At 73.9% G+C, this 20,869-nt stretch carries 17 protein-coding genes; 10 read left to right on the top strand and 7 right to left on the bottom strand.

Annotated features, from left to right (window positions below; genetic code table 11):
* Positions 1-25 precede the first annotated feature (25 nt).
* Positions 26-1,147, top strand: a complete 1,122-nt coding sequence (locus ACZ6YG_RS10325; protein ID WP_219551200.1) for a cobalamin-independent methionine synthase II family protein — start codon at positions 26-28, stop codon at positions 1,145-1,147.
* Here ACZ6YG_RS10325 and ACZ6YG_RS10320 read toward each other — a convergent pair.
* Entirely contained in the window at positions 1,144-2,523 is a 1,380-nt protein-coding gene (locus tag ACZ6YG_RS10320) for a pyridoxal phosphate-dependent decarboxylase family protein (RefSeq protein ID WP_466017759.1), read from the bottom strand. The genes ACZ6YG_RS10325 and ACZ6YG_RS10320 overlap by 4 nt on opposite strands.
* Positions 2,524-2,635: 112 nt before the next feature.
* Here ACZ6YG_RS10320 and ACZ6YG_RS10315 point away from each other — a divergent pair, with 112 nt between their 5' ends.
* The 3 genes from ACZ6YG_RS10315 to ACZ6YG_RS10305 all read left to right on the top strand — a co-directional run bounded on the left by ACZ6YG_RS10315 (position 2,636) and on the right by ACZ6YG_RS10305 (position 5,200).
* Positions 2,636-3,517: a class I SAM-dependent methyltransferase gene (locus ACZ6YG_RS10315; RefSeq protein ID WP_466017758.1), complete on the top strand. Its 882-nt coding sequence runs from the start codon at positions 2,636-2,638 to the stop codon at positions 3,515-3,517.
* 55 nt (positions 3,518-3,572) lie between these two features.
* Positions 3,573-4,202 (top strand): TetR/AcrR family transcriptional regulator, encoded by a 630-nt coding sequence (locus tag ACZ6YG_RS10310; protein WP_466017757.1) that lies wholly within the window; start codon positions 3,573-3,575, stop codon positions 4,200-4,202.
* Between the two features lie 71 nt (positions 4,203-4,273).
* On the top strand, positions 4,274-5,200 hold the full coding sequence (locus ACZ6YG_RS10305) for an alpha/beta fold hydrolase (RefSeq protein WP_466017756.1): 927 nt from the start codon (positions 4,274-4,276) through the stop codon (positions 5,198-5,200).
* 164 nt (positions 5,201-5,364) lie between these two features.
* Here the strand turns inward: ACZ6YG_RS10305 and ACZ6YG_RS10300 are convergent, their stop codons facing one another.
* Both ACZ6YG_RS10300 and ACZ6YG_RS10295 read right to left on the bottom strand, forming a co-directional pair.
* Positions 5,365-6,648, bottom strand: a complete 1,284-nt coding sequence (locus tag ACZ6YG_RS10300) for an extracellular catalytic domain type 1 short-chain-length polyhydroxyalkanoate depolymerase (RefSeq protein ID WP_466017755.1) — start codon at positions 6,646-6,648, stop codon at positions 5,365-5,367.
* Positions 6,649-6,784: 136 nt separating this feature from the next.
* Positions 6,785-8,260 carry a PucR family transcriptional regulator gene (locus tag ACZ6YG_RS10295; protein WP_397197992.1) on the bottom strand — a complete coding sequence of 492 codons (1,476 nt, stop codon included), beginning with the start codon at positions 8,258-8,260 and terminating at the stop codon, positions 6,785-6,787.
* 125 nt (positions 8,261-8,385) lie between these two features.
* On the opposite strand from ACZ6YG_RS10295, the gene ACZ6YG_RS10290 reads away from it, so the two are divergent.
* Both ACZ6YG_RS10290 and ACZ6YG_RS10285 read left to right on the top strand, forming a co-directional pair.
* Positions 8,386-9,660, top strand: a complete 1,275-nt coding sequence (locus ACZ6YG_RS10290; RefSeq protein ID WP_246641233.1) for an MFS transporter — start codon at positions 8,386-8,388, stop codon at positions 9,658-9,660.
* An 18-nt stretch (positions 9,661-9,678) separates the two neighbouring features.
* The gene (locus ACZ6YG_RS10285) at positions 9,679-11,307 is read left to right on the top strand and encodes an amidohydrolase (protein ID WP_466017754.1); all 1,629 of its coding nucleotides are present in this window, start codon (positions 9,679-9,681) and stop codon (positions 11,305-11,307) included.
* Here the strand turns inward: ACZ6YG_RS10285 and ACZ6YG_RS10280 are convergent.
* Genes ACZ6YG_RS10280 through ACZ6YG_RS10270 form a run of 3 tightly spaced genes read right to left on the bottom strand, consistent with a single transcriptional unit; the run spans position 11,274 to position 14,205 of the window.
* A complete protein-coding gene (locus ACZ6YG_RS10280; RefSeq protein ID WP_148033243.1) occupies positions 11,274-11,963 on the bottom strand; it encodes a response regulator in 690 nt (229 codons plus the stop codon). The genes ACZ6YG_RS10285 and ACZ6YG_RS10280 overlap by 34 nt on opposite strands.
* Positions 11,933-13,054: a hypothetical protein gene (locus tag ACZ6YG_RS10275; RefSeq protein WP_148033244.1), complete on the bottom strand. Its 1,122-nt coding sequence runs from the start codon at positions 13,052-13,054 to the stop codon at positions 11,933-11,935. Before ACZ6YG_RS10275 ends, ACZ6YG_RS10280 begins: the two co-directional genes overlap by 31 nt.
* Positions 13,051-14,205 carry a sensor histidine kinase gene (locus ACZ6YG_RS10270; RefSeq protein WP_466017753.1) on the bottom strand — a complete coding sequence of 385 codons (1,155 nt, stop codon included), beginning with the start codon at positions 14,203-14,205 and terminating at the stop codon, positions 13,051-13,053. The genes ACZ6YG_RS10275 and ACZ6YG_RS10270 overlap by 4 nt, the downstream gene beginning before the upstream one ends.
* A gap of 237 nt (positions 14,206-14,442) precedes the next feature.
* Between ACZ6YG_RS10270 and ACZ6YG_RS10265 the strand changes: the two genes are divergently transcribed.
* Positions 14,443-15,153, top strand: coding sequence for a SpoIIE family protein phosphatase (locus ACZ6YG_RS10265; protein WP_219551180.1), 711 nt, complete (start codon positions 14,443-14,445; stop codon positions 15,151-15,153).
* Between the two features lie 106 nt (positions 15,154-15,259).
* Here the strand turns inward: ACZ6YG_RS10265 and ACZ6YG_RS10260 are convergent, their stop codons facing one another.
* A complete protein-coding gene (locus tag ACZ6YG_RS10260; RefSeq protein ID WP_466017752.1) occupies positions 15,260-17,713 on the bottom strand; it encodes an NPCBM/NEW2 domain-containing protein in 2,454 nt (817 codons plus the stop codon).
* Positions 17,714-17,915: 202 nt separating this feature from the next.
* Here ACZ6YG_RS10260 and ACZ6YG_RS10255 point away from each other — a divergent pair, with 202 nt between their 5' ends.
* From ACZ6YG_RS10255 to ACZ6YG_RS10245, 3 genes are all read left to right on the top strand, one after another.
* Positions 17,916-19,229 (top strand): amidase, encoded by a 1,314-nt coding sequence (locus tag ACZ6YG_RS10255; protein ID WP_466017751.1) that lies wholly within the window; start codon positions 17,916-17,918, stop codon positions 19,227-19,229.
* Between the two features lie 107 nt (positions 19,230-19,336).
* A complete protein-coding gene (locus tag ACZ6YG_RS10250) occupies positions 19,337-20,464 on the top strand; it encodes a serine hydrolase domain-containing protein (protein ID WP_148033248.1) in 1,128 nt (375 codons plus the stop codon).
* Between the two features lie 26 nt (positions 20,465-20,490).
* Positions 20,491-20,823: an SdpI family protein gene (locus ACZ6YG_RS10245; RefSeq protein ID WP_219551170.1), complete on the top strand. Its 333-nt coding sequence runs from the start codon at positions 20,491-20,493 to the stop codon at positions 20,821-20,823.
* The last annotated feature ends 46 nt before the right edge of the window (positions 20,824-20,869 follow it).

The following is a 20,869-nucleotide window of genomic DNA, read 5'->3' as shown; positions in this document are numbered from 1 at the left end:
CCACCTGACGAACCGGGAGGAACGCATGCCCACCACCCATCACGCCGAGCACGTCGGCAGCCTCCTGCGGCCGCCCGAGCTGCTGCGGGCCCGTGAGGCGCACCGGCGCGGCGAGCTGAGCGAGGAGACCCTCGCGAAGCTGACGGAGGACGCGGCGCTGGCCGCGATCGACCTGCAGCGCGAGGCCGGGATCGAGGTCTTCACCGACGGCGAGATGCGGCGGGCGACCTGGATGGCCGGCCTGCTGGAGTCGCTCGGCGGAGTGGTGCCGGCCGAGGTGACGAACTCGGCCTGGTTCAGAGGCGACGGTCAGCCGGTGCCGCCCGACGAGACCTCCTTCGACATGGTGGCCGCGAACGCCCGGCTCACCCAGAAGAAGCACCTCACCGCCGCCGAGGCCGACTTCCTGGGGCGGCACGCGCCAGGCCCCTTCAAGATCACCATGATGAGCTCGTCCATGGGGAACCTGCTGTGGCGGCCGGAGATCAGCGCGGACGCGTATCCCGACCCGGGCGCGATGATGCGCGACCTGGTCGCGTTGCGGATCGAGGAGATCAGGAAGCTGATCGGGCTCGGCGTGCGGTGGATCCAGCTCGACTCGCTGGGCTACAACTTCGTGATCGACCCCGGGTTCCGCATGCGGATGTTCGGCGCCGCCGCCCCTCCCCCGGAGGTGCTGCTGGACGCCACGATCGCGGTGGACGCCGAGCTGGTCCGCGCCACCAAGGCGATCAACCCGGACGTCACGGTCGGCATGCACATCTGCCGCGGCAACAACCGCAGCGCCTGGATGTCCAGCGGCGGCTACGAGCCGGTCGCCGAGCGGCTGTTCGGCGAGGTCCCGGTGGACCGGTTCCTGCTGGAGTACGACACCGAGCGGGCCGGCGGCTTCGAGCCGCTGCGGTTCGTGCCCCGGGGGACCACGGTCGTGCTCGGGCTCGTCTCGTCCAAGGTGCCGGTCCTGGAGTCACCCGACGAGCTGCGCCGCCGCATCGACGAGGCCGCCGCGTTCGTGCCTCCGGAGGATCTGGCGATCAGCCCGCAGTGCGGGTTCGCCTCCACCTCCAGGGGCAACCTGCTCACCGTCGACGACCAGCGGCGCAAGCTGGAGCTGGTCGCGCGGACGGCCCGGCTGGTGTGGGGTTAGCCGGCCGCCCGTGCCAGCGCCTCGGCCACCCGTTCGACGTCGGCCTCGGTCGTACGCCAGTTGGAGAAGGCGGCGCGCAGGGCGGGCACGCCCGCGTACACGGTGGGGGTGATGAACGCCTCGCCGGACGCGGCGACCGCCCGCGCCACCTCGTCGGCGCGGGACGGCTCCGCGGCAACGGTGAAGCAGACGACGTTGAGCCGTACCGGGGCGAGCAGCCGGTAGGCGGGCATGGCGGCCAGCCGCTCGCCGAGCCGGGCGGCGAGCGCGACGTCACGCCGGACGATCTCCGCGTGGCCCTCGCGCCCGTAGGCGGCGAGCGTGAACCAGGCCGCCAGCGCCCGCAGCCGCCGCGAGTTCTCCGGGGTCAGGTGGACGAAGTCGGGGTCGTCGCCGACCGCGCCGAGGTAGGCGGCGGAGTTCTGGAAGACCCGCGCCTGGAGGTCGCGGCGGCGGGTGAGCTGGACGGCGCTGTCGTACGGGACGTTCAGCCATTTGTGCAGGTCGACGCAGATCGAGTCGGCCTCGCCGAGCCCGTCGACCAGGTGGGCGTGCTCGGGTGAGAGGGCGGCGAAGGCGCCGAAGGCGGCGTCCACGTGCAGCCAGAACGGGTGCCGCTCGCGCAGCGCGGCGATGGCCCGCAGGTCGTCGTAGTCGACGGTGTTGACCGTGCCGGCGTTCGCCACCACGATCGCCGGCTCCCCGTCCAGCTCGCGCAGCGCCTCGGCGAGCCGGTCCACGTCGACCGCCTCCCTGCCGGGCAGCGACTCGACCCGCCGCAGCGCCGAGCGGCCGAGGCCGAGCACGGACAGCGCCTTGCCGATGCTGGAGTGCGGGCTGCCGGACAGCACCCGCACCGGGCCGAGCGCGGCGAGCCCCTGCTCCGCGACCGAGACGCCGCGCCGCTCGCCGATCCACTCGCGGGCGACGGCCAGTCCGGTGACGTTGGACATGGTGGCGCCGCTGACGAACGCGCCCTCGTACGCGACCGGCAGGCCGAGCAGCTCGCGCAGCCACGAGACCGTCTCACGCTCCAGGCCGGCGGCGGCCGAGTCGAGGTCGCCCACCACGTTCTGGTCCAGCGCACCGGTCAGCCAGTCGCCCGCGAGCGCGGCGGGGGTGCTGCCGCCGGTGACGAACCCCAGGTAGCGGGGGCCCGCGCTGGCCGAGAAGCCGGGCTCCCAGCGCCGCGCGAACGCTTCCAGCGCACCGCGCGCCCCCTCGCCGCGCTCCGGCAGCGCCACCGGCTCGCGCCGCCCTGGCGGCGGCGCCACCGGCCGCTCCGCCAGCCCTTCCAGGAGGCGTACGGCGTGCTCCTGGGTTTCCTTGAGCAGGTCGGGCAGCTGTACGAGATCGTCGTCGAGTCGCGGGTCCATGGCCCCAGCGTAGGGACGAGGCCGCCGGGAGTATCGGGCCAATCACCGGCAAGTGGCCCGGAGCGGATAATCCGTGGCGGACGCCGGAGGCTGGGGCTTAGCGTGGCGGGCGATGATTCACGAAAGTCCGCTGGGATACCTGCTCGGCATCGAGGGCATGGCGCTGCTGCGGGCCTTCACCGGCGCGCACGGGCGCGAGTTCACCGAGGCGCGCATCGCCGAGATCCGGAAATTTCTGGATGACCCGCGGTTGGCCGACGCCGCCGTGGACGTCGCCCGCGTGGACCCCGTCGCGGGCTACCGCATCTGGTCGGCCACCTACGACGGCCCCAACGCGGCCTTCGACCTCGACGAGCCGATCCTCCACGAGATCCTCGGCGCGATCCCGGCGGGCGAGGCCCTGGACGCGGCGTGCGGCACCGGCAGGCTCACGGCCCTGCTCGCCGGGTACGGCCACCGCGTGCGGGGCGTGGACAGTTCGCCGGAGATGCTGGCGCTGGCACGGAAGAAGGCGCCCGGCCGCGAGTTCCTGCCCGGCGACCTGGACCGGCTGCCGGTGGCCGACGACGCCGTCGACCTGGTCACCTGCTCGCTCGCGCTGACGCACGTGCCCGCGCTCGGGCCGGTGCTGGCCGAGTTCGCCCGGGTGCTGCGGCCGGGCGGGCACGTGGTGCTCTCCGACATCCATCCGGACAGCGTGGCGCGCGGCGTGGTCCCGCCCGTGCGCCTGCCGGACGGCAGCCCCGGCCGCGTGACCACGTACCGGCACGGCATCGGCGACTACCTGCGCGCCGCCCTGGCCGCCGGCCTGCGCCCGCGCCGCTGCGAGGAGCTGACGCCGGAGCCGGACGACGGCCCGCCGCCCGCCCCGGCCGAGGCGCTCGGCCCGTGGGACGTGTGGCCGTGGGTGCTGACCGACCTGGCCCCGGAGGCGGCCAGGGCCGCGAGCGCCGGCCTGTCCTCGATGGTCATCTGGCACTTCCAGGCGGACTGACGACCCTCCTGGCCCGGCGGGTGTCCGCTAGCGTTACCGCCGTTGACGTCGAGTCATGGTGGTGACGGTGATGGCGGCGGAGAAGAAGACTCCCGAGGGCGCGGCGGCGCCGCGGCGACGCCGCGATGCCGCCGCGACGCGGCAGGCGCTGCTGGAGGCGGCCCGCCGGCGGTTCGCCGGTGACCGCTACGAGGCGGTCAGCGTCAGGGACGTCGCCGCGGACGCCGGCGTCAACGTCGCCCTGGTGTACCGCTACTTCGGGTCCAAGGCGGGGTTGTTCGCCATGGCCGCGGCGGACTCGGCCATGTTCGGGCAGCTGGACGTGCCGGCCGAGGAGCTGCCGGATCGGATGGCCGAGCTGTACGGGTCCGGTTCGGAGAGCCCGCTCGCCCTGGACGACCTGCTCACGGTCTGGCGGCTCCTCGGGGAGACCCCTGGTCAGGTGGAGCTGCCCGAGGAGGTGCGGGACTACGCCGAGAACACCGTCGTCGGGCCGTTCACCACGGTCGCGGCGGGTGACGACCCCCGGCTGCGCGCTGAGCTGGCCGCCGCGCTGCTCGCCGGGATCCGGGTGATGCGGTGGGCGTCCCCGGAGGGACGGCTGGCCACCGCGCCGCCCGAGCAGGTGGTCGAGTACGTCCGCCAGGGAGTGCGGGCGCTGCTGCACGGTGACACCAGCAAGTAAACGTGTTTACTTACCGAAGAGGCCCCGGCTAAAGTAAACCTGTTTACTTCGCCCGAACGCCGGAGCCTGCCATGAGCACACAGCGCACGCACCACGTCACCACCACCGACGGCGTCACCATCGGCGGGACCGTGCACGGCCGGGGGCGGCCGCTCGTGTTCCTGCACGGAGCCATCGGCGACGGCGACCTCGACTGGGGCCGGCTGGTGGGACACCTCACCGGCCGGTTCACCTGCCATCTGCCGAGCATGCGCGGCCGCGGCCTCAGCGGCGACCACCCCGACCTCAGCCCGGGCAGGCAGGTCGACGACGTCCTCGCCTACCTCGACAGCTTGGGCGAACCGGCCGGACTGGTGGGCTGGTCCGCCGGCGCCAACCTGGCGCTCGGCGCGGCGGCGCGGTCCGGCACGCCGCGATCCGACACGGCAGCGCGATCCGACACGGCAGCGCGATCCGACACGGCAGCGCGATCCGACACGGCAGCGCGATCCGACACGGCGGCGCGGTCCGGAGCGGTGGACGCGGTGGTCCTTCTGGAGCCTCCGATGCGGGGCCTGATGGACGGGCGGGAGCTAGCCGTCATCGTCGGCGCCATCGCCCGCATGGGCGAGCTGGCCGCCGGAGGCGACGTGACGGCCGCGATCCGGGCGTTCGCCGGCGGGCCCTTCAGCGACAAGGAGCTCGCCGTCGCCAACGACGCCGGCTACTTCGAGGCCGCAGGCCGATACGTCCCGCACCTGCTCAGCCTCCTCGGGCAGGTGGAGGCGTCCGGAGGTCCCACCGTCGAGGACCCGGCCGTGCTGGGCGCGGTCTCCGCTCCCGTGCTGGTCCTGTACGGGAGCGACACGATGGCCTTCTACCGCGCGGGCGCGCGGCATGTGGCCGGTCACGTCCGCGACGGCCGGATGCGCGAGATCCCCGGCGCCGGGCACGCCGCCCCGCTGACCCATCCAGAAGCGCTCGCCGAGGCGATCACCCGGTTCTTCGGAGCCGGGTAGCGGCACACCGCCGGGCCCTCGATCGCCCGCTGCACCGGCGGTCGAGGGCCCGGACGGCTCCCGGAGATCGCGCCTGCCGCCTGTCCGGCCGGCGCGCGGGTCACCCCCGGTGGTGACCCGCGCGCCGCCTCGCCGGGCGGTCATCCTCCTGGCGTCCCGGGGACTCACTGGACCGCGCAGGCGGCCCCGTTCAGGGTGAAGGCGGAGGGTTTCGCGGTGTTGCCGGTGTGGGTGGCCTGGAAGCCGAAGGTGACCGAGGCGTTGGGGGCGATGGTCCCGTTGTAGGGCGCGTTGGTGGCCGTGACCTGGCCGCTCGACGGCGTGATCGTGGTGTTCCAGGCGCCGGTGATCGTCTGGCCTGCGGGCAGGGTGAAGGCCAGCGACCAGGCGGTGACGGGCGAGGCGCCCCTGTTGGTGATGGAGACGGCGGTCGTGAAGCCGGTGTTCCAGGTGTTCATGGTGTAGCCGACCTGGCAGGGCCCGGAGACGGTGGGCGTGATGGTGGGTGTGGAGGTGGGGCCGCCGCCGGAGTCGAGGCCGAAGAAGCGGATGGTCTCGGCGGCCATCCCGCCTCGGGGCAGGTCGTGGCCGGCGCCCTGGAGGCTGATCGCCTCGACGGGGGCCGTGCCGCCCGTGCCGCCGTAGCGGGTGCGGGTGTAGCCGGCCTGCGGCGTGTCGGTGGAGGACGGCGTCTGGCCCAGGCCGTGGACGTTCGTCCACTGCTTGATCTGCTCCTGGAAGTTGGGGTAGCGCAGCGTGCTGTCCTCGGTGCCGTGCCAGATCTGCATGCGCGGCCGGGGGCCCGCGTAGCCGGGGTAGGCGGCGCGGACGAGGTCGCCCCACTGCTGCGGCGTCCTGACGATCTGCCCGTTGGCGCACTGGCTGTTCCAGCTCGACCCGTCGGTGGTGGCGAAGCAGCCGAACGGGACGCCCATGTAGGCGGCGCCGGCCTTGAACACGTCGGGATAGTCGCCGAGCAGCACGTTGGTCATCATCGCGCCGGAGGAGACGCCGGTGACGAAGGTGCGCTCGGGGTCGCCGCCGTGGCGCTGGTGGACGTACCGGACCATGGACATGATGCCGACGGGGTCGCTGCCGCCGTCGCGCCGCAGCGCCTGCGGCGAGGAGACGTCGAAGCAGGCCCCGCTCCTGGTGGCCGACGGGTAGACGACGATGAACTTGTGCCGGTCGGCCAGCGAGGCGAACTCGGTGCCGGAGTGCAGGGCGGGGCCCGAGCCGGTGCAGTAGTGCACGGCCAGCAGCACCGGCGGCCGCGATCCCACGCCGTCGGGCACGTACAGGTGCATCCGCAGGTTGGTGGGGTTGGTCCCGAATCCGGTGACCTCCACCAGCTGGGCCGACGAGGCCGGGGCGGCGAGGACCAGGCCGAGGACGGCCAGGAGGGCGGTGGCGACCGCGGCTCCGGCTATACGGTGACGTGCTCTCATCCGCGCCTCTCCCATCGGGGGATCGAAACATTTCGATGGTGAGCCGAAATTTTTTGTCGAGCAACCGGCGGCGCGCCCGCCCTCAGCAGGTCAGCCCTCTGACATGCGCAGACGATCTAGCAACGGCAAGAAACTTTCATGGCCGGCCCGGCGGGACCAGGTCGGCGAGCGACAGCGCCAGCCAGATCTGCAGCCGGTGGTCCGGATCGGACAGCGGGCGGCCGGAGACGCGCTCGGCGGCGGCGAGCCGGCGGCGCAGCGTGTTGCGGTGCACGCCCAGGCGGCGGGCGGCGGTCTCCAGGTTCTCCCCCGACTCCAGGTAGGCGCGCACGGACGCGATCAGGTCACCGCCGTGCCGCTCCTCGTGCTCGCGCAGCGGGCGGAGCACCGCGGCGGCGAAGCGGCCGGCGGCGTCCGGCACGATCGCCTCCCGCAGCAGCGCCCACGGCTCCAGGTCGTCGACGTGGGTGTAGCCGCCGAGCGCGGCGAGCCCGGCCGCGTGCCGGACGGCGGCGGGCAGCTCGTCCAGGCGGTGCGCCCGGCAGCCGCCGCCCGCGGCGCCGAGCAGGCCGCACAGGTCGCCGCCGCGCCGCCGCCCGTCCTCGGGCAGCACGAACAGCGTGCCCTCGGGCCGGGCGCAGACGAAGGCGTGGGAGCCGGCCGCCACCTCTTCGAGCGCCTCGACGGCCGTCTCAAGGGCGATCTCCTCCCGTACCAGGACGACCTCGTACGGAGGCGGCGCGACCTGGCACAGCTCGCCGAGCGCGGGTGCGGGCAGCACCCCGTCGAGCGCGGCCGACAGCAGCCGGCCGCGCTGGACGTGCTCCCTGACCCGGCCGGCCCGCACCCCCAGGAGTTCCAGGGCGAGCAGGCAGGCGGCTTGGTTGGCCAGCATCCGCACGTGCCAGTCCAGCGGCGAGGCGGTGCACACCGCCAGCCAGCCGATCGGCGGCCCGGCGAAGCCGAGGCTCTGCACCTGGACGGCCTGGATGCCGTCGTCGAGCACCCCGGCGCTGCGCGGGGCCGCGCGGCCGGCCGCCTCCACGGCGCGGGCGTGCCACGGCCGCTCCCCCTCCGGGCTGGCGGCGGCGGGCTCGGCGTGCGGGCCGAGCAGCAGCGCCTCGCCGCCGGCGTGCTCGGCCAGCGCGCGCAGGATGCCCGTCGTGCCCGAGGTCAGCGCGGCCCTGGCCGTCGCCTCCTGGGCGGCGACGACCTTGCGCTCGCCGCGCACCCGCTCGTCGGCGTGCCAGCGGGCGACCGCCTCGGTCACGGCGACGAACGGGGTGAGGATCTCCAGGACCGGCAGCCCGCACGAATCGGCCGCGTCCCGGACGTCGCGCGGCACCTCCGCCATCGCCTCGTCCAGCGCGAAGGCGAGCGCCGCGCAGCCCGCGACGGACAGCCGTTCGACGTACGCGCGCCGCCCCTCGGCGTCGCCGGGCAGGCCGAGCCCGATGGTCAGGACCAGCTCGCCGCCGCGCAGCCACGGCACCGGGTCGGCCAGCTCCGACACGTGCGCCCAGCGGACCTCCCGGCCCAGCCCCGCCCGTCCGGCGAGCAGGCGCATGCTCATCCCGGGCAGCGTCATCGCCTGGGCGACGGTCAGGGCCATGACGCATCCTCTGCAAGGTGCATACCGCACTCTAATTCATCGCCAACGGTGCGATTTGCCCCGGGGGCCGGTGCTGTGACCTGCGCATATCGTCATCGCACCCCCTGATGACCCCGGAGGACCCCATGAAACGCGCCAACAGAGCGGCCGGCGCCGCCTTCGTCGGGACCACGATCGAGTGGTACGACTTCTACATCTACGCCACAGCGGCCGCGCTGGTCTTCGGGGATCTCTTCTTCCCGAACGCGTCGAGCCCCACGGTCGCCCTGATGGCGTCGTTCGCCACCTACGCCGTCGGGTTCTTCGCCCGGCCGCTCGGCGGCATCGTGTTCGGACACTTCGGCGACCGCGTGGGCCGCAAGTCGGCGCTGGTGGTGACGCTGGTCATGATGGGCGTCGCCACCTTCGCGGTCGGCGTGCTGCCCACGTACGAGAGCATCGGCGCGCTCGCGCCGCTGCTGCTGGTGGTGCTCCGCTTCGTGCAGGGGCTGGCCGTCGGCGGCGAGTGGGGCGGGGCCGTGCTGATGGCGGTCGAGCACGCGCCGGAGGGCCGCAAGACCTTCTTCGGCGGGTTCGCCCAGCTCGGCAACCCGGCCGGCGCGCTGCTCGCGACCGGCGCGTTCAGCCTCATCACGCTGCTCGGCGACGACGTGCTGCACACGTGGGGCTGGCGGGTGCCGTTCATCGTCTCGGCCGTGCTGGTGTTCGTGGGCCTGTTCATCCGGCTCCGCGTCGAGGAGTCGCCCGTCTTCCAGAAGGTGGAGAAGGCCGCGACGCCGATCAAGGAAGTGTTCCGCCTCTCGTGGCGGTCGGTCCTGCTCGGCATCGGCACGCTGCCGGTCGCCATCGGCGGCTACTACATCCTCACCACCTTCCTGCTCGCGTACGCGACAGGCGAGTCGGTCGGCGCGTCCGAGCAGCTCATCCTCAGCGGTCTGAGCTTCGCCGCGTTCGTCGAGCTGGTGGCCACGCTGGCCATCGCCTGGGTGGGCGACCGGCTGGGCAGCCGCAAGGTCGTGGTCTTCTTCCTCGTGATCACCGCCGCGCTGGCCGTGCCGCAGTTCGCGGTGCTGGGCTCGCAGAACGCGTTCCTGATCTTCGCGATGCTGGGCCTGATGAGGCTGGCCACCTCGGGGACGTACGGGCCGATGGCGGCCATCCTGTCCGAGATGTTCCCGCCGCAGGTGCGCTACACCGGCATCTCGCTGGCCTACCAGGGCGCGGGCGCGATCTTCGGCGGCCTGTCCCCGATCGTCGCGACCGCCTTCGTGGGCGCGGCCGGCGGCGCGGCCTGGCCGGCCGTGGCGATGCTGGTCGGCATGTGCGCGCTGAGCGCGATCTGCCTGGCCGTGGCGCCCCGCTACCGCGACCCCGCCCCGGCCGCCCCGGCCACCCACTGATCCCGTAAGGAGACTCGCGTGTCCACCATCGTCATCACCGGCGGCAAGGTCATCACCATGGACCCGGCGAACCCCGCCGCGGAGGCCGTGGCCGTGCGTGACGGCCGCGTGCTGGCCGTCGGGCGGGAGCCCGAGGTGCTGGCCGCGGCCGGGCCGGGCGCGGAGGTCGTGCTCGCGGGCGGGCGCAGCGTGCTGCCCGGGTTCATCGACCCGCACAACCACCTGCTGTCCACGGCGGAGTCGCTGGTGGCGGTGGACGCCCGCTATCCGGGGGTGGGCAGCGCGCGGGATCTGGTGGCCAGGATCGCCGCCGAGGCGGCCAGGACCCCGGCCGGCCAGTGGATCCGCGCGTACGGCATGGACGACGCGAAGTTCCCCGGCGGCCGGCCCACCCGGCGGCAGCTCGACGAGGCCACCACCGACCACCCGGTGATCGTCTACCACGTCTCCGGGCACCAGGCCGTGGTGAACTCCGCGGCGCTGGCCTGGCGCGGCATCGGCGAGGACGTGGCCGACCCGGCGGGCGGCGCGTTCGTCAGGGACGAGAGCGGCCGGCTGACCGGGATGGTGCTGGACTCCGCCATGGAGCTGCTGCTGCCCGTGGCCGTCGACATCGGCTGCCACGGCCCGAACTTCCACGTCGACCTGCCGCGCGAGCAGCTGCGCTCCTGGCTGGAGATGTCCGCCGAACCGTACCTGAAGGCCGGCGTCACCACCGTGTGCGACCCGCAGGTGTCGCGCCGCGAGCTGGAGATCTACCGGTCCGCCTGGGACGCGGGCACCCTGCCGGTGCGCACGGTGGTCATGCCGCTGTCGCACATGCTCGACGAGCTGACCTCGATCGGCCTGGCGGGCCCGTTCGGCGACGACCGGCTGCGGTTCGGCGCGATGAAGTTCTACTGCGACGGCACGCTCCTGGGCGGCACCGCGATGTTCGACGAGCCGTACGGGGACGGCTTCACCGGCACGCTCTACCACCGGCCGGAGGAGCTCGTCGACCTGGTGCGACGGGCCGCGTCGGCGGGCTGGCAGGTCGGCGTGCACACCCAGGGCGACCGGGCGATGGGCTACACGCTCGACGCGCTCAAGGCAGCGGTCGCGGTGTCCGGCGACGACGCCAGGCCGCGGATCGAGCACTGCGGCCACCCCACGCCGGCGCAGGTGCGCGAGTTCGCCTCACTCGGCGTCATCCCGGTCAACCAGCCGAATTTCCTGTACGACAGCGGCACCGACTTCGTGCGCCGGCTCGGCGACAGGAGGGCCCACCGGCTGCAACCGATGCGCGAGGAGCTGGACGCGGGGCTGCGCCCGGTGCTGTCGAGCGACTCGTTCGTCTCCTCGCTGCGGCCCATGGAGACGGTGTCCAACGCGGTGCGGCGGCGGACCCGCGAGGGCGGGCCGATCGGCGCCGAGCAGGCCGTCACCCTGGAGGAGGCGCTGCGGGCGCACACCGTCGACGCGGCGTACGCGCTGCGCATGGAGGACGTGATCGGCTCGCTCGCCCCCGGCAAGCTGGCCGACGTGGTGGTGCTCGACGCGGACGTCCGGTCGCTGCCGGCCGACGAGCTGTCCGGCGTGGACGCGTGGCTGACCATGCTCGGCGGCCGGATCGCCTACCGGTCGGGACGGGCGGCCAGCGAGGTGTAGACGTCCACCTCCCCCGGGCTGATCAGGCCGTCCTGGATGGCGCAGATGAGCAGCTTCTCCTTGGTGGGGGCGGGCCGGCCGGCCGCCGCGTACTTGACCCTGGCCCGGTCGATGTACTGGCGCACGGTGCGCTCCTTGATGCCCATCCGGGCCGCCACGGACGCCTTGGACATGGACTGGAACCAGTAGAGGAGGGCCAGCCGCTCCTGGTCGGAGAGCTGGGGCCGGTGCGGGCTCTCGTCGGTGGCGATCGCCTGCGCCATCGGCGGGGTGACGCTGGGCCGGTCGGCGGCCACCTCCAGGATGGTCTCGACGCACGACTCGCGGGTGGCCCGCCCCTTGCCGATGAACGCGGAGGCGCCCGCGTCCAGCACGGCGCGGACCGTCTCCGGCTCCTCGTGCTCGGAGAAGACGATGATCCGCTGCCCGCCCTCGCACAGGTCGCCGATCCGGTCGACGATCATGGTGCCGTTGAGGTTGAGATCGAGCAGCAGCACGTCGGCGTGGACGCCGCGGACCGACTCGATGGTGGGCCCCTGGGCGACGAGCGTCACCGGGCCCGGCTGCCCGAACCAGGACCGGACGCCGTCGACCACCACCTGGTGGTCCTCGACCAGGGCGACCGTCACGGGGCCTGCCAGATGCTGTTGACCCATACCTCCCCTCCCTGCCGCTGGTAGGTGATGACGACCCCGCTCGCCTCGCGCACCGGCGCCGGGCTGACGGGCAGGTCGTCGTTGTCGGCCACGACGGCCACGCTCACCATGGTCGACATGGCGGACACGGTGACCCTGGCCCGCGACCTGGCCCCGTCCAGCGCCTGGAGCGGCACTCTGAGCAGGTCCTCGCGTACGCGGTCGGCCAGGTCGGGCAGCGTGCCGCCGAACGGCGGGACCGTCACCAGCACCTTGCGCCGCTCGGCGGCGTCGATGCGCTCGCGCAGCGCGGTGACGAGCGCGTCGGGCACGTCCTCGCGCTCGGTGATGAGGCGGCGCAGCCGCAGGGCGCCGGCCGTGCACTCCTCGCGGACCCGCGCGTCGCCGGGGTCGGCGCCGTCGGCGAGCCGCTCCAGCAGGTCCTCGGCCACGTCGCGGATGGCGGCGTAGCGGCGCAGCCGGTCGGCGTGGATGCGCTGGGCGGACATCCGCCAGGCGTCGTCGGCGGCGAGCCGCCGCGCCAGCAGCGCCGCGTCCTCGGCGCTGGCGCGCAGCGCGTGGCAGCCGACGCTGTAGCCGAGCTGCAGGGTGATGCTGCCGGCCACGACCACCAGATACTTGGCGACCGAGACGCGGTCGAACGTGCCGGTGACGGCCATCGCGGCGAGCATGAGCCCGGCGTTCGCCGCCAGGAACGCGATGAGCTCGGCCCGCCAGCGCGGCCGGTTCCACAGCAGCATGACGCCGACCCAGCCGACCGAGCCCCACCCCCAGTCGATGGTGCCGAGCAGGTCGCGCGGGTGGCAGGCGAGCATGACCGCGACGTCCACGGCCAGCGTCGCGGCCACGAGCAGGCCCGTCCCCGCGGTGGACGGCTCGGCGCCGCGTAACAGGGCCACGGCGGCGACGGCCCCGACGGCGGTGTAGACCACCCAGGCGACGGCCGCGAGCACGGGCCAGCGGAAGTCGTGCCAGCCGGTGACCGTGACCGTCAGGTCGTAGCCGACGTGCCAGACGCCGGCGATGACCACGGCGCCGATCGCCGTGTAGCGGGCGTAGCGCCGCGCGACCTGCTCGATGTCGCCGGTCATGGCCGCCACCACAGGGTGACCCGGGTGCCGTCGCCGCCGGAGGCGATGTCGGCGCCGCCGTTGGGCAGGGCGCGCATGGTGTCGAGGATGGAGCCGCGCACGCCGAACCGGTCGGGCGGCAGCCGGTCGTGGTCGAAGCCGCGGCCGTGGTCGGCGACCTCCACGCGGATCTCGCCGCCGCTCCTGCGCGAGGTCAGCTCGGCCTCGCGCACGCCGGCGTGGCGCGCCACGTTGGACAGGGCCTCGGCGACGGCGCGGGCGAAGCTCTCGGCCACCTCGCCCGGCACGGTCTCGTGGGTGAGCCGCCTGCGCACCCGCAGCCCGGTGGCGCGCCCGGCCACCTCGTCGAGCAGCGCGTCCAGGGCGATGGGCACGCCTTCCCTGCCGGGGGTGTCGCGCAGCCGGTCGAGCGCGGACAAGTCGTGGGACGCCTGTTCGCGCAGCGTGGCCGAGGGCCCGTCGTAGGTTCCCAGCCCGACCATGGTGAGGGTGTGCAGGGACGTCTCGTGCACGCTGCCGACCTGCTTCAGCTCGTCCTCGCGGCGCAGCCGCTCGACCATGAGCGCGACGTCGGCCCTGGCGCTCTCCCGCAGGAAGCCGTCGGCGGAGGCGGCGGAGCGGCGCAGCAGCGTCATCAGCACCGCGATGGCCAGCACCTGGACGAGGTGGATGCCGAGCGAGACGGTCACGTCCTGCCCCGGGTCGGCGAGCCGCATCCCGGCCAGGTACGCCACCGCGACGACCAGGCCGGTGGGCACGGCCGCCGCGGGCCGCCAGACGACGGCGGGCACGATGATCGTCATCGTGACCAGCCCCGCGACCCAGCTCGCGCCGCCGGCCAGCGCCTCCCCTGCCACCAGGTGACGCTGCGCCAGGCAGAGCGCCACGGTGATCGCCACGTCGCCGGCCACGAGCCAGGCGGGCAGCCGCGTGCCGCGCCACATCCGCCACAGGAACAGGGCGGTCCAGCCGAGCTCCACCGCCAGGGCGGGCGCCAGCCAGGCCGCGGAGACGGGCGGGGCGGCCCCGAGCGCCGCGGCGACGGCCGCGACCAGGCCGACGACACCGCGCGCGCCGGCAGCGGTGCGCGCGGCGGTGCGCTCCAGCTGCCTGGCCGCCGAGTCGTAGCGCGTGGAACCGAGGTGAGCCATCGCCCGTCCGCCCGCGACGAGATCACAAGTCGGCACTCACGATAACGCACCGGGCGCGGGCGGGCCGGGTGCGCGGTCATGGATCGCATGGCAGCCTTCCTCGGGCCTGTCTCACCTTCGAACCTTCCACCGTCCGCGCCCTCTGCGGCATGACGGCTGATCGACCGTCATGCCACCCCGGGCGGGGCGGCGTGTACTGATCCGTGTCGCGATCACTGCGGCCGAGGGGGGACCTCAATGACGCTCATCTCGATCTCGATCCTGATCTCCTGCCTGTCGGTGATGGCGGTCCGTGGCAGGCGGGGGCCGTGGCCACCGGGCATTCCGGTGGCACGGCCGCGGCTGTCGGCAGCGGGCGGCACGTACGAGGGCTCGAACGGCCGTCCGTCCGACGTCTACGTGATCCAGGAGCGGCTGATCGCGGTGGCGGACGGAGGGGGGCGAGGCCGGCGCGGTCACACGGCGGCCGCGCTGGCCCTGGGCGCGGTGGTCGCGGCACGGCCGCAGACGGCCGGTACGGAAGAGGAGGATCTGGGCGGCTGCGCGCGGGCGGCCCGCGACGAGCTCGCCCTGGCGGAGCGGGCCACCGGCCTGGACCTGATCGTGCTCGACGCGGGCGAGCGCCCGCGCCTGCGCTACGCCCACGTCGGCGGCGGCGCGATCTGGTACTGCGCGAAGGGCGGGCGGCCGCGGCGGCTGACGAGGCCCGGGGACGGCCCGGTGGGGACGGCCGAACCGGAGGTCGGCAGCGTGCCGCTCCACCAGGGCGATCGCATCGTGGTGGTCACCGACGGCGTGGTCACGGCGCTCGGGGCGGAGCGGATGACCGCCCTGTTCGCCGACGGCCGGTCCCCGGCGTCCTGCCTGGATCAGCTGTACGACGAGATGTCGGTGGTGGAGCCGGAGGAGGACGCCACGGTGCTCGTCGCCGACTTCGTCACCGCGTGACGCGTTCCTTGCCCTGGTAGAGGCCGTACACGAAGCGGGCCCGGTAGGTCGCGCTACGGGCCGGCGGGCCGAGCGCCGACCGCACCGCATCGTCGCACAGCGCGCCCTACTCGGCGCGGACGTCGTCGATGTGCACGTCGCCGCCGGTGTTGAGGAACACCCAGACGGCGCGGACGTCGGCCGGGTCGAGGGTGACGCCGAGCGGGCACGCGATCTGGTCGAACCGCTCGGTGACGGTCCTGCTGGAGTGCGGGCCGATCCAGCCCCACCGGCCGCCCTGGCACCACGACATGTCCTCGCCGACCTGGATGGCGATCTCGCCGACGGTGCCGACCTCGCCGGCCCGCACGTCGAACCTGAGCATGCTCGTGCCGGTGAGGTCGAGCGGCTCGTCCAGCGGCCTGCCGAACCAGTTGCCGGCGACCGGGGTGGACACCTTGAGCCCGCTGGTCCCGTGGGTGTGGAAGAGGGGTGACCGGGCGACGGTGCCGCCGTCGCCGGGGTTGGCGATGGTGAAGCCGTCGGTGCCGGTCTCGAAGGAGAACAGGGTGCGCGAGACCGGCAGCACCGGGCTGTCGTCGGGGACGTCGCCGCAGGTGAGCACCGGTGACGCCCAGTCGGCGTGGACCGCAGCCGCGCCGGACTCGGCGGTCAGGCGCAGCCAGTCGGCGCCGGTGAGGTCCGCGGTGAGCGTGGCGGGCGCCTGGCCGGAGGTCATGGGGCCGCTGGTCGCGGCGGTGCGCGCGTCGGCGTGGACGGTGAACGTGGCGGGGGCGCCGGCCGCCGCCTCGTCGTCGACGCCCACGTCGGTGACCAGGCGGGAGCAGCGGCCGCCGAGGTAGTAGCTGATCTCGCTGCCGGTGGTGGTGCCGAGCCCGCGCTGGTACACGCGGCCGCCGATGGTGATGAGGTTGCCGTCGTCCTCCAGCGGCCCGCCGTTGCTCTGGTCGGCCTCGACGGGTCCGGTGGCGTTGACGGTGCTGACCGGGGCGACGGTGCTGAGGTGGCGGCGGCCGTCCCCGGGGGCGGTCACGACCACGGCGACGATCTCGCTGGACGTGCCGGCGGAGCGGCGGCCCCACCGGTAGGCGGCGGTGATCTCGATCGGGTGGCGGCCGGCTGCCGCGGTCGCGGGGACGCCGATCCGCCAGGTGGTCTCCAGGGCGGCGTCCGTCCTGAGCCGGGCGCTGCCGGACGGGCCGGTCGCGGTGGCGGTCCAGCCCTCGGGCGTCCGCACGGTGACCTTGACGTCGCGTACGTCGCCGGCGCCGCGGTTGGTGACCGCCGTGGTCAGCGTGCCGCCGTCGGCGGGCACGACGGTGCCGAGGGCGGCGCCGGCGACGACGGACGGCGGCACGTCGCCGGGGCCGCGCAGCGGGCTCACCCGGTAGACGACGGTGCCGTGCGCGGGGACGGCGGCGGAGATGGTGGACCGGGCCTGGAGGGTCCGGCCGGTCCACAGGTCGCGCAGGCGGTACGCCCCGGCCCGGCGCAGCCCGGTGTCGGCGGCGGCGACGCTGACCGTGGCGAGCGTGTCGGTGGAGTTGTAGAGGGCGATCGCCCGGTCGCCGCCGGCCAGCGGCTTGTCGAGGACCATGAGCCCGTTCTCGTCGGAGACGACCGCGCCCTGGACGCCCAGCCGGTCCTGATCGACGGCGATGATCTCGCGGTTGCCGAGGATCTCCAGGGTCTCGGCGGAGGCGGCCCGCAGGTCGGTGCCGATGATCAGCGGGGCGGCCATCATCGCCCACATGCTCATGTGGGTGCGGTACTCGGTGGCCGTCATGCCGCCGTTGCCGATCTCCAGCATGTCGGGGTCGTTCCAGTGTCCCGGTCCCGCGTACGGGGCGAGGGGGGCGTTCTGGCGGATGATGGAGCGGACGCTGGACCAGTCGTCGCTGATGTCGCCGGTGGTGCGCCACAGCTGCCCGACGCCCTCGGCCCAGGTCCACGGCTGGGAGGTGCCCCACTCGCAGATGGAGTAGACGATCGGCCGCCCGGTTCGGGCGAGCGCGTCGCGCATCGCCGTGTAGCGGCGGATGTAGTCCTCCTGCGAGCCGTCGGACTGGTTGTTGCAGTTGTCGTACTTGAGGTAGTCGACGCCCCAGCCGGCCCACGTGCGGGCGTCGATCTCCTCGTGGCCGAGGCTGCCCGGATAACCGGCGCACGTCCTGGTGCCGGCGTCGCCGTAGATGCCCAGTTTGAGGCCCTTGGCGTGGACGTAGTCCGCGACGCCGTCGATCCCGCCGGGGAACTTGTCAGGGTCGGGGACGAGCCTGCCGTCGGGTCCGCGCTCGCGCAGGGACCAGCAGTCGTCGATGTTGACGTACTCGTACCCCAGGTCTCTGAGCCCGCTGGAGACCAGGACGTCGGCCGTCTCCTTGATCAGGGTCTCGCTGACCTCGCAGCCGAACGCGTTCCAGTTGTTGAACCCCATCGGCGGGGTGGCGGCGAGGGCGGGCCCCGCGGTCGGCGGCGCAGGGGCCGCGGCCTGGACCGGCGCCGCGACGAGCGTCGCTCCGGCGACGAGCAGGGCGGTGACGAGGGCGGTGAGCCGCATGGACGCCTCCGGCTGATGGCGGGGTACGCGATCGGGGACGCTACCTACGCTGATCCACAGCGTCAACGCTTTTCTTAACTGGTTCACCGAACCGACTGAAAGTTTCGCCAGCCCAACACAACTAAGGTCATGTCGTGAACCCTGAATCGGTTAATCACCCGCACATTTGGGGCGCGTGGCGTGAGCATGTAGAAGTGACTGCATGACGACGTCTTCCGGGCCTTTCGCCGGCCGCACCATCGACGACCTCGGCCGCGACCTGCGGGCGGGCCGCACGACGGCCGAGGAGCTGACGCGGGAGGCGCTCGACGCCATCACCAGGCTCGATCCCGTACTGAACGCCTTCGTGAGCGTCGACCAGGACGGCGCGCTGGCGGCGGCCAGGGAGGCCGACGCCGAGCTGGCCGGCGGGGCCGACCGGGGCCCGCTGCACGGGCTGCCGGTGGGGGTCAAGGACCTGCTCCTGGTGGCGGGCATGCCCGCCACCATGGGCTCGCGGCACTTCGCGGGGTACGTCCCCGACACCGACGCGGCGTGCGTGACCCGGCTGCGCGAGGCCGGGGCGGTCATCGTGGGCAAGACCACGACCCAGGAGTTCGCGTACGGGCCGACCGGCGACTGCTCGGCCAACGGCGCGTCCCGCAACCCGTGGGACCCCGCGCGCATGTCGGGCGGCTCCAGCGGCGGCAGCGGCGCCGCCGTGGCCGCGGGGCTGGTGCCGCTGGCGATCGGCACCGACACCGGCGGCTCGGTGCGCATCCCCGCGGCGCTGTGCGGGGTGGCCGGTCTCAAGCCCGCGTACGGCGCGATCCCGGCTGACGGCGCCTTCCCGCTGTCGCCCAGCCTGGACCACGTGGGCGTGCTCGCCCGCACCGCCGGCGAGTGCTTCCTCGCCTACCGCCTCCTCAGCGGCAGGGACGCCGTCGAGAGCGGCTCCGTCACGCCCCGCGTCGCCTGGCTCGACCCCTCCGACCTGCACCCCTGCGACCCCGAGGTGATGCGGGTCGCCGCCGAGGCTGCGGGCGCGAAGGAGCGGGTCGCGCTCCCGCCGGGGGCCGCCGACGCGTTCATGGACGTGTACGTCACGATCGGCGGCGCCGAGGCGGCCGAGGTGCACGCCGAGCGGGTGGCGGAGGCGCCGGAGCTGTTCCAGCCCGAGGTGCTCGACCGGCTCAGGGGCGCGATGCGGGTGCCGGGCTGGAAGTACGTCCGCGCGACGGCGGAGCGGCGGCGGCTCGCCGGGGTGGCCGAGAAGCTGTTCGAGGACCACGACGTGCTCGCGCTGCCGACCGTACCGCTCACCGCCCCGCCGCTGGGCCTGCGGGAGACGGTGCTCGACGGCCGGCCGGTCGGCGTCCGCGCGGCGCTGCTGGCCCTGACCTCTCCGTGGAACGTGCTCGGGTTCCCTGCGCTGTCCGTGCCGGCGGGCCTGGCCGGCGGGCTGCCGGTCGGGTTGCAGCTCGTCTGCCGGCCGGGCGACGAGCACCTGCTCGCCGCCGCCGTTCCCACGACGTAGTGCAGGCTGTACCAGCGGTCTCCAGCGGGCTGGATCGATCTTGAGGGGGCGCGCCGACAGGCTGGGTGGTGTTCGAGAACGAGCCATCCGAGCAGAGGGAGCCACCCATGTCGCAGCACCCCGCACGCATCCTGGCGGCGTCGGCACTCGCCACGCTGGCCGGGCTGGGCCTGACCGCCCCGGTCGCGCACGCCGCCCCCGCCGACCCCGTGCAGAAGCGCCTGGACACGCTCGTCCAGGAGTCGTCGTTCCCCGGCGCGATCGCGGCCGTGCGCGGGCGCGACGGACGGACCCGCACCTACACGTCCGGCGTGGCCGACCTGAAGACCGAGGCGAAGATGCCGGCGGACGGGCGGGTGCGGATCGCCAGCAACACCAAGATGTTCACCGCCGTGGTCGCGCTCCAGCTGGCCGGTGAGGGCAAGCTGGACCTGGACGCGCCCATCGAGAAGTATCTGCCCGGGGTGGTCCGGGGCAAGGGCGTCGACGGGCGGAAGATCACCACCCGCCGGCTGCTCCAGCACACGAGCGGCCTGCGCGACTACGACGACGTCCTCATCGGCGACTTCTTCTCCGTGCTGGAGCGCCACTTCGAGCCGCGCGAGCTGGTGGACACGGCGCTGGCGCGCCGGGACTCCCCCGCCAAGGGCTGGGACTACAGCAACACCAACTACATCCTGGCCGGGCTCGTCGTGCAGAAGGTCACCGGCCGGCCGATCGGCGAGGAGATCACCAGGCGCGTCATCAAGCCGCTGGGCCTGCGCGACACGTACTGGCCCGGCGTCGGCGAGCGGGACATCCGCGGCCCGCACCCCAAGGGCTACCTCGCGCTGAAGCCCGGCGACCCGTACCGGGACGTCACCCGGCTGGACCCGTCGATGGCGTGGGCGGCGGGCGCGCTCGTGGCCACCCCGAAGGATCTCAACACGTTCATGACCGCGCTCATGGACGGCGAGCTGCTCAGGCCCGCGCAGCTCAAGCAGATGAAGAAGACCGTCGCCGCGCCCGAGTTCGACACCGTGGGCGGCGCCCGGTACGGGCTGGGCATCGCCACCTTCAAGCTGAGCTGCGGCGGTTTCGCCTGGTCCCACGGCGGTTCCGCCCCCGGCTACGCCACGGGCAACGGCGTCACCGAGGACGGCCGCGCCGCCACCGTCGCGGTCACCTCCCTGCCGTCCGACCTGCCCGCCGTCAAGAACCTGGAAGCCGCCCTGGACACCGCCCTCTGCGCGTGACAGCCTCGATCCGAGGAGGGGCGATCATGACGGCGGGCGAGCAGATCATCGTCGCGGTCCTCTTCGGCGGGGCGGCGTTCCTCGCGCTCGCCCTGGGCCTGCTGGGCGCGTCCCGGCGGCTGCCGCGCAACCCTCTCTTCGGGGTCCGTACGAGGACGTCCATGGCGAGCGACGAGGCCTGGCGGCGGATACACGTCAGATTCGCCCCTTTCTCGTACGCGGTCGCCGTCCTCTGGGCGGTCACCGCGGCCACCCCCTTCGTCACCGGCTGGAACGAGCCGCTGGTGCTCGCCGGGATCGTGCTCGGGCTGGTCGTTCTGCTGGTGGGGGCGGTGCGGGCGCACCGGGATCCGGGGTAGCGCTCCCGCGCGGATCCGGGCGCACAATGGGTGTCAAGGGCATGTC

This window comes from Nonomuraea sp. NPDC054003 (assembly GCF_055585125.1).
The sequence above is the reverse complement of the archived record's forward strand: the minus strand, read 5'-3'. Positions and strand labels throughout refer to the sequence as shown.